General features: G+C 66.9%; 7 protein-coding genes. 3 read left to right on the top strand and 4 right to left on the bottom strand.

The annotated features are described in order from the left end of the window. Positions 1 to 43 precede the first annotated feature (43 nt). From ACSNOH_RS18430 to ACSNOH_RS18440, 3 genes are all read left to right on the top strand, one after another. Positions 44 to 322 (top strand): hypothetical protein, encoded by a 279-nt coding sequence (locus tag ACSNOH_RS18430; protein ID WP_436722451.1) that lies wholly within the window; start codon positions 44 to 46, stop codon positions 320 to 322. Positions 323 to 475: 153 nt separating this feature from the next. Next, positions 476 to 880, top strand: a complete 405-nt coding sequence (locus tag ACSNOH_RS18435; protein ID WP_436722452.1) for an effector-associated constant component EACC1 — start codon at positions 476 to 478, stop codon at positions 878 to 880. Continuing rightward, on the top strand, positions 877 to 2181 hold the full coding sequence (locus ACSNOH_RS18440) for a caspase, EACC1-associated type (protein ID WP_436722453.1): 1305 nt from the start codon (positions 877 to 879) through the stop codon (positions 2179 to 2181). Before ACSNOH_RS18435 ends, ACSNOH_RS18440 begins: the two co-directional genes overlap by 4 nt. Before the next feature lie 960 nt (positions 2182 to 3141). Here ACSNOH_RS18440 and ACSNOH_RS18445 read toward each other — a convergent pair. The 4 genes from ACSNOH_RS18445 to ACSNOH_RS18460 all read right to left on the bottom strand — a co-directional run bounded on the left by ACSNOH_RS18445 (position 3142) and on the right by ACSNOH_RS18460 (position 8354). Next, a complete protein-coding gene (locus ACSNOH_RS18445) occupies positions 3142 to 3522 on the bottom strand; it encodes a hypothetical protein (protein ID WP_436722454.1) in 381 nt (126 codons plus the stop codon). 80 nt (positions 3523 to 3602) lie between these two features. Then, positions 3603 to 4589, bottom strand: a complete 987-nt coding sequence (locus ACSNOH_RS18450; protein WP_436722456.1) for a restriction endonuclease — start codon at positions 4587 to 4589, stop codon at positions 3603 to 3605. Next, positions 4589 to 5608 (bottom strand): restriction endonuclease, encoded by a 1020-nt coding sequence (locus ACSNOH_RS18455; RefSeq protein ID WP_436722457.1) that lies wholly within the window; start codon positions 5606 to 5608, stop codon positions 4589 to 4591. The genes ACSNOH_RS18450 and ACSNOH_RS18455 overlap by 1 nt, the downstream gene beginning before the upstream one ends. 355 nt (positions 5609 to 5963) lie before the next feature. Continuing rightward, on the bottom strand, positions 5964 to 8354 hold the full coding sequence (locus ACSNOH_RS18460) for a Helicase associated domain protein (protein ID WP_436722458.1): 2391 nt from the start codon (positions 8352 to 8354) through the stop codon (positions 5964 to 5966). Between the last annotated feature and the right edge of the window lie 390 nt (positions 8355 to 8744).

Here is an 8744-nt window from a genome sequence, read left to right on the forward strand (position 1 = left end):
GTCGGGGCGGTCAGGCGAGGGCGGCGGGGGTGAGGCGGATGGTGTGCGGCTGCTGCCGGGGCCGGATGCGGATCGGCCTGGGCCTGACGACGGCATCGTTCCTGTTCCGCTGGTTGTCCTCGGTGGGTTCGCCGGTCTTCTGGAGGAGCTGGAGCGCCTGGCCGGTCAGGCCGGGAAAGAGGACAACCGGCAGGCCGCCCGGGAGGCCGTGGTCTACCTGCGGGCCATCGCCGTCTCTTTAGCGGCAGCCGGACTGCGCCCGTCGGCGGTGCCGACGGGCGCGGTGCTTTCGCGCACCACTGACCGGCGGGGCCCTTGGTAGGTCCCCTTGGCGGGGCCTGCGGACGGGGAGGTTGCCCAGGCAGCGCGGTGGGTGCAGCTCGCCGTTTCTGTCCCGTCGTGAGGTGAGTACCTCTTCCGGGGGATCACGCTCAAACGTTCCGCGTGCAGGCTCCTGCTTGGCCATGATGCGGGCATGGGGAGGAACGACGCCGCACGCGCAGCAAAGGCTCCTGAACTCAGCCTGTCCGCAGAGGGAGAAGGGGCTCAGGAGCACCTCCGGGTGCTCTTCGAATGGTTGACACGTGAGGATCAGCTGCGAGGGGATCTCACTCTCCGACGTGAGCCTGCCGTGCCTGGCCAGATGGGGGGCATGTTGGAAGCCCTTGCGGTCACGGTCGGATCGAGTGGCGCGGTGGCTGTTCTTGCCCGGTCGCTGTCAGTGTGGCTGGTGCAGCGGAAATCCGACGTGCGGATCACCGTCAAGTCGCCGAGCGGTCGCCAGGTCATGGTGGATGTCCGCCGCGCCCGCGATCCCCAGGCGGTGATCCAGGACATTGCTGCGCTGATCGAAAAGGCAGAGAGTGAGCCCACGCCGTGAGCGAGCTCTGGCTGCCTGAGGGTGCCCATTGCCGCGCCGTCATCATCGGCGCGGACCGCTTCCGCTCCCCGGACCTGCCTGCCATCCCGGCCGTCCAGAACAACCTGGCGGCTCTGCAGCACGCCCTGACACACCCGGATTACGGTTTGATGCCCGGGGAGGGCTGCTTCGTGCTGGGACGGGAACGCCCCGCCGACGCCGCCGCGATCGGTACGGCCATCGCCGCGAGCAGCAAAGCCCTAGACCTGCTGCTGGTCTACTACGCCGGGCACGGGCTTCTTGACGACCACGGCATGCTCCACTTGGCTCTCGAGTACACCGACCCCGACCGCGTCGGCTACTCAGCCCTACCGCTCGAACTGGTGAAGAAGGATCTCGCCCGGGCCCGTGCCCGAGCCCGCGTGCTCATCCTCGACTGCTGCTTCTCCGGGCAAGCCGTGGCAGCTATGGCCGGCACCGACACTCTGCTCGTCGGCCAGCTCGACACGAACGGTACCTACACCCTCACATCGACCACTGCCACAGCCCCGTCCCACGCCCCACCCGGACACCGGTACACCGCTTTCACCGGCGCGCTCCTACGAGCCCTTGCCCATCCGACCCCACTCACGCTCGACGAGATTTACCTACACGTCGACAAGGAGATGACCGGCTTCGGCCTGCCGCGCCCGCAACGCCGTGCAACCAACACCATCGACCACCTCGCCCTGACCCGCGGCCCTGTAACACTGAGTGCCGAGTACAGGCCTGTGGGGCAGACCGCGGGCCCCCCAATCGTGGTTGCCCAAGCGACGCCAGCTAAGCCTCCATCGCGACAGGCCAACTACCGCTTCTTCCTCAACCCTGCCCGGGAGCGCCTGCTCATTCTGGCCGGCTGCCAAGCCATGGGAGTCTTCTTCGGTGCGGCGTTCGGCTTGCTCAGCTTCGGAATAGAGAGATCCTGGCTCGCACACTTCCTCTTCGCGTACTTCTTCTTCGGAGTGCCCGCCCTACCGGCACTGATCCGCGGCACACTGTCTATCAGCAGCGAAGGGCTTTCTGCTAGGTACTTGTGCTTTACTGCGCGACTGCCCTGGGAGAACGTCGGAAAAGTCACCCTGGTGTCGAGGGGAGGTGACCCCAGGAAACCCGAGCAGGCAAGCAAAGTGATCGTCCAGACGATTCCCGCCCTGCGCCCTCGCCTGCCCTTCAAGCGTGCAAAGCCCTTTTACGGCTGGAAGTTGAGAGAGGTGCGGGTTGCTCCTCAGGAGCTTGCGCGACAGCTCCATCGATTTGGACCTGCCGGGATCCACGTGGAATAGGCTCGGGGAGAAGGTGGCGAACTAGGGAACGTCGCTACGACGTGATCCAGGGTGTGTACATGGTCTCTCCGCCTTGCCGCTGTGTCACCATCCCGCGACCGGCGGAATTGCCGATGTCCACAAGGTACTGCCACGTGTAGGAGTAGTGCTTGCCCGGCATCGCCGTGAAGTAGCCCTCATCCCAGTGTTGGACCACTTGGCCGTTTGGCTTCCGGACTTGGAACCCCAGCCGTACTTCTACAGGAACACTTGCCCTGTGGTGATACGAGACTCTCGGATGCGCATTTGCCCCGGACCGGAAACAGAGGTCCCCGTTGCACACAGTGCCCCGAGCAGCCTGCACAGCGTGCCGCGTGGCGGTTCCCGTGGCGGCTGCGCCGGGAACAGTAAGCGCGCTCACAATGCACACTGCGGCGAGTACTGAGCCAATCTGGCGGGAATTGGGCCAGAGATTCATGAACGACCCCCCTAAGGGTGGAGCCCGTGACGCACAAGCCGGTTCGGCGCTATTCCATCATTCTGGAGAGCGGCAGGCGGGCACGATGAGAGTTTTCACTCGCGTAGGTGGTGGGTCGCACATGAATGCATCGGGTACCTAGGTCGGTAGTGTTCGCCAGTGCTCGTGACGTTTCCAGTTTCGAACGCAGGTATGCGGCGATCCCTCAATGAGGCTCGCTGGGGTAGCCACGGTACGGAGTCATGTTTCCGATGTACTGCGCGGCAACCGACCTGACCAGCAGGCAAACGACTACTGGCTGGGGCGCCTTGGGATGACACAGGAGAAGCCGGAATGAAACAGCCCCCAAAAGCCACATCCCAGGCCTCCCGACCCATCGACCTCTCCAGCATCAGGGCGCCATGACCGGAAAGCACAACGTACTACTCTGAAATAGGACCAAACGCTCAGTGAGTGCCCGGACCGTACCTGGTCCGGGCACTCGCCGTACAGAAGAGCCCCGGTCAACCTCGTTCGACGTTGCCAGCCCGTTCGTCGTGGCCGGCCCCTGTACCGTTCGCTCCGGTCAGGTTCTCGACCACGTCGAGGTCGAGCTCGCGAGCGCGATCGGTGATGAACTCCTCCTGCTCCGGAGTCAGAGCGAGGCCGGGATCCTCGGACAGGCTCATCAGGCCGGCGGCCACGAAACCGGACGCGGCGACGGCCAGAGCGTTGTGCAGCGCCTCCCGGCAGGATTCAGGGCTGCGGTCGCTCTGGTAGTGCAGCGCGATCTCGAATGCCTCAGTGGCCCGGTCGGCGATTGCGTCGTAGGCGAGCTGGTGCAGCGGATCCTGGTCGCTGGGGCTGAGCGCGAGAGACCGAGCGGCGGTCGGGAAGGGGCTCACGATGTGCCCAACGACCGGAGGCAGGCCGGGATACAGGTTCCAGCGCAACGCGTCGCCGGGCCTGGCCGTCCCGCGCGGCTTCAGGTTGTTGCGTCGGCGTCGGCAGGGTCTTCTCTGAGCACGGTGAGTAGGGGGACGCCCCAGGTGGCCCATCGCTGGAGTAGTTCGCCGTGGAGCAGGTGTATGCGGTGCTTGGCGGCGAAGGCGCGGGCTGGTTTGGTGAACGTGGAGTTGGTGACGAGGACGACGATGTCGCCGTTGTGCTCCGGTCTGGCGGTGCCGTTGAGGGTGTGGGTGTCCTGGGCTCCCACGGGTTTGCCCCGGCGCCGGTGCTTGCACTGGAACACGATCTTTCGTCCGTCGGGGGTGAGGGCGATGACGTCGGCTCCTTGGTCGCCTGCTTTGCCCTGGCGCTGGAGCAGGGTGTATCCGTCGCGCTCGGCGAGGTCCGCGGTCGATTGTTCGAGCTCCAGCGGCGTCATGGCGTCGAACTGTTCGAGGCTGATGCTGTCGTTGCTCGCTGCGAAGGCGAGCAGTTCGGCTTCTTGCAGGGCCAGCTCGTGCATCCGGGCCCGGTGCTCGTCGAGGACGCTCTTGAGTTGTTGCTGCAGGGGAGCGAGCAGATGCCGCAGGGGGCCGATCTCCTCCAGGGGTGAGGGAGAGTCCGGTGCCTGCTGGCGGAAGCGGGAGCTGAGATCGTCGTGGACGGTGGCTTCGCGGAGGGTGCGCCACACGTCGGCAGCCGTGTCGACTGCCGCCTCGGCCTGGCCGAGCAGCTCCTTGAGGCTGCGGTGTAGCCGGTAGTGAGCGTGCCAGAAGTCGAGGCCGAGCGGTGTCTCGGAGTAGTCGCTGAGCCGGCGGGCGTGGTCGCGTTCGGCCTCCAGCTGCATGCAGAGTTTGTCGAACTGCTGGTAGGTCTCCAGGGCCACGCGCCCTTCGGCGTGGTGGAGGAAGGCCGCGAGAAGGTCGTCGTCGGTGGCTGCCCGGATCTTGTCGAGCAGGGCGGCGTTCATCTCCTCGTCCTCATAGGGGGACAGGTTGACACAGGTGTTCCAGTTGATGTGCATCACGCGGCGTTCTGGTCGGACGGTTCGGTGACATCGAGAGGCTCTTGCCACTCGGCCCAGCGCAGCAGCAGGTCCCGGCCGAGCAGGCCGATCCCGTGCTGGGCGGCGTAGCGCTGGGCAGGCCGTGAGAATCCGCCGTTGGTCACCACGACGAGAGGCTGGTCCGTGCACTGGGCAGCCAGGCGGTGCATCCGATGGAGGTCAGGCGTTCCGATGTCGCCGGCAGGTCCTGCTGCCCAGGCCATGGCTGAGCCGCGTGAGCCGTCTACGCGGTGAGCGAAGAAGGTCACGGGGCCGCCGCTGACGTTGGCGGTGATCATCCGCTCGGCTCGCGCAGCCGCGGGGCGGTGGGTCGGGTAACCGTCGCGTCGCAGCAACTGCTCCACCAGATCCGCGAAGGCACCAGGAGCCATGCGATCGATGTCCCGCAGGCGGACCGGTGCTTCGGCGCCGGCACTGGAGCGCCGGTACTCCTCCTGGAAGGCGAGGTCATGCAAGTCCGCGCGATCACGATCCATGATCTCGCCGACACGCTGCCGTGCGCTGCGCAGCTGGTCACGGAGCACGGCCATGGCATCGAGGAGATCGGGTTCCAGGAGGCTGCCAGATGCCGGTTCAGCGGGCACGTACCCAAGGATGTAGGTGTTCTTCTCCAGCGTGCTGACGCATTCCTGGTGGGCTTCCCGGGCTTCACGCAGCTCGCGCGTCAGCTCTTCCCGCAGCCGGTTGCTGGCCTGGTGGGCGGCCTTGTCGACCGGGTTGCGCGTGTCGAAGCCGTAGCCGGGTGGCTGCTTGGTGCCGTCTGCCCGGCGCTTGGCTTCCTTCACCTCACGTTCCAGCATGGCTGCATGGGCCGCCCAGGCATCGCCGATGTCCTGAGCCATTCGGCATTCGCTCACCAGGATCAGGGCCCGTAGCATGTCGTCCCGGTCAGCCCGGCCTATCAGTTCGCCGACGGCCTTACGGAGACCAGAGTCGGCGTAGCGGGAAGGGGTAACTCCCGCATTTCGGTCAATCATCACCGCGTGAGGGTACACACCGGCACCGACAACGCTTCCCGGCGATGCCGAGACCCCCACTGACGGCGACGCCGAGCTGCAGCCGCTGGCTGCCCGGCGCCCGCGCGGCGCCGGCCGCGGTGCAGACCGCTGGAGCGCCTGGCTGGTCAGGCCGGGGAAGAGGACAACCGGCAGGCCGCCCGGGAAGCTGCGGTCTACCCGCGGGCCATCGTCGTCTCTAAGCCCTCCTGATTGCTGGCCTGTAGGGGGTAGTCCGGGGTTCCAGTTCCTACGCGCACTCCAGTGCGATGCCGCAGGCCCCGGGACAGCGAGAGACCCCGGGTCGTACGCAGCGCCCGGGGTCCGTCCGGCCGGCTCAGGACGTGGCCCATTCGAGTCCGAGGGCGGCCAGTGCCTGGAGTTTGTCCGTGGTGAGCTTGGCGCGTCGGCTTTTCTGGTTCATGATCCACACCCCGAGTTTGACCTCGGTGCCGTCTTCCAGCTGCTCTACGTGGGCCCGGGAGACCGCCACAGAGCCTGTGCGGGCCCTGTACTGGGCCAGGGCAGCAACGCCTCGCTCGAAGGCCCCCAAGACCGCCTTGGACGGCTTCGCGGGCACTTCCTGCTCCTGCGGGAGGGGTACGACGCCGAGCTGCTCCAGGCGCTCGCGCTGCCCCTCCGTCAGGGCCTGCCAGATAGTGTGCTGGCGCTGCTTGTACAGCCATCGTCCGACGTCCACCCCATGCACGGTGATCCCCGGCTGCAGCTCGGTCAGCCCGGCCTCCTCGGCGAGTAGCTCCCGCACGGCGGCGTAGTGGCGCTGCCAGTCCGCCGGCCACGACGGGTTCCAGTCCGGATCGACCTCACGCAGCGCCGCCTCCCACTCGGGGTGCCCGTCGAGGGCGCCGGGTCGGCGCATGTTGGACAGCCACTGTCCCAATGGCCGGTCGAGCATCGTTGCGGTCCGCGGCGCACAGAGGGTCCAGTGTTCGTCGTAGTAGGCCTTCGCGGCGGCGAGGTTCTCCTGGAACCGTTCGTCCGCGAGGGACCAGACCATGCCGAGTTTCTCCAGCCGACGCGCTCGGGCCTCGGTCATCTGCCCGGCCCCATAGGCCCTTCGTTGTTCTGCCACCCATTGCCCCAGGGGAGTCGCTCCCTCCCGGTGTCCGTAGGGCACGCGGGCGTGGCCCTCGCGCCCGACGAACTGCTTGAGCTTCGCCCAGCCGCGGGCCCAGTCCTGGCGTTCGGTGTCGATGACGTTGAAGGACACCCATTCCGCGACCATCACCGGGTCGCGAGGGGCCGCGAAGCGCAGCAGTAGGCGGGATTCCTCTTCACCCTCTTCCGGCTCCGTGCCGATATACACGGAAGGCTGCGCAACGTCTTTCTGCGGCTCCTGGGGAATAGCAAGCAATTCAACGGCCTCTTCGTCGTGCGCCCGCAGCCCCTCCAGAACCTTTACGAGGGGCCGGTAGGAGGCGGAGGTGAACATGTCCTCCGGCTGCTCCTTCGGCTGTAGAAAGACCGGCACGATCAACGAGGCCAGCTTCCCCTCCCCGGGCTTCTGCCGAAGGGCCCGGCCGATCGCTTGCACAATGTCGTGCGGCGCGCCCTTCGGGTCCAGGAGCGCCACCGAGTCCACGGCCCGGATGTCGACGCCTTCGCCCAGCACCCTGCAGTTCGAGAGCACAGCTCGTCGTGCGGTGGTGCCGAAGGAGCCGAGGACTTCCCGCCGGCGTTCGGCGGGGTGTTCCCCGCACAGCCAGTCCGCCCAGACCTTCGCCGGATACTTCTCCGGGTCGTCGGCGTGCAGCTTCGCCGCGACCCGCGGAAGGCCCTCCGCGTATGCCTGCGCCTCTATCGTCCGGTGGTGGAAGGTGATGCACGTGTTCAGCCGGTGCTCCGCCATGGTCCGCAGCAACGCCGCGTGCAGCGCCCCGAGCCGCTCCCCGCGCACCTCTTCGCTGCCCCGGTCCTCACCCATCAGCCGCTCAGGGGTGACGTCGGGGTCCTGGAGCTCGACCACGATGATCTGGTACCGGGCGAGCAGGCCGCGGGAGACCGCTGAGGCAAGCGAGAGCTTGTAGAGGACAGGGCCGAAGATCTCCTCGTCGTCCATGGAGGCTGCCATCTCACGCGGCAGCGGGTCACGTACCCCCTCGGCCACCTCCCGGTTCAGCCGCTCCTGCCAGATCCTCGGCGTCGCCGTCAGGTACAGCCGGCGCGCCGCCGGGATGACCGCCTGGTTGTGGACGTCCGCCCACGCCTTCCCCATCGACCCCGACGTTCGGTGCGCCTCATCGACCACCACAAGGTCAAGGGGGGCGAGCTGCTGTCCGTAAGCCCCTTCGAAGGCCTCCGCCAGCACCGGCAGCGAAGCGTAGGTGGCGAAGATGACGACCGGGCCCGCCGCATGCCACATGGCCAGCCGGATCGGGTTTGTGGTGCAGCGCACCTTCAGGTTCCACAGATCCGGATCGTCCTGGAGGGAGCAGACAGCCACCGCCGGCCCGCGGTGCCCGACCCGGTACCACTCCTTGACCGTCTGGGCCAGGAGATCCAGCGTCGGCACGAGCACCAGGATCCGGCCCTTCGGCAGCATCTCCCGAGCAGCGAACGCCGCCGTGATCGTCTTACCGGTACCGCACGCCGAAATCACCTGCCCACGCAGGCCGTTAGCAGGAATTCCACCGGGCGGTACGTCGAGGCCGCGTTTAATGGCGTCGATGGTTTCGATCTGGTGCGGGCGTAGATCGCTGCGCTTCATGGCCACAGGGGAAGGCTCCTTCGCGAATGTGGCGAGCAATCAGAAAGGGAAGATCCGAGGCGGTGAAGACGGCCTGGGGTGGTGGTGTCTGTTCCCATACCCTACACAGGGGCGAGCAGTGATGCACCAGTCGTGAGGCAGGTTCGTCCGTCAGGATGATGAATGGCTGATTCGCATACACGCGGCCGTGCCGGCGTGTATGCTGGTGGGGTATCGCCGGGCTTGACCTGGCATGGTTCAGGTGTGAGGTCGGGGTTCGGGTGGAGCGCAGCGGAGCCCGTCTCTTCGGTGGGTGTGGCGTCATCCCGGGGCGACGACCCGTCACTTCCGGGACGGGAGTGGTGGCTGGGATTCCCAGACGCTACACGGGCCCGCGGGTGATGCACCTTC

Source organism: Streptomyces sp. URMC 127 (genome assembly GCF_051386535.1).
GTDB lineage: Bacteria > Actinomycetota > Actinomycetes > Streptomycetales > Streptomycetaceae > Streptomyces.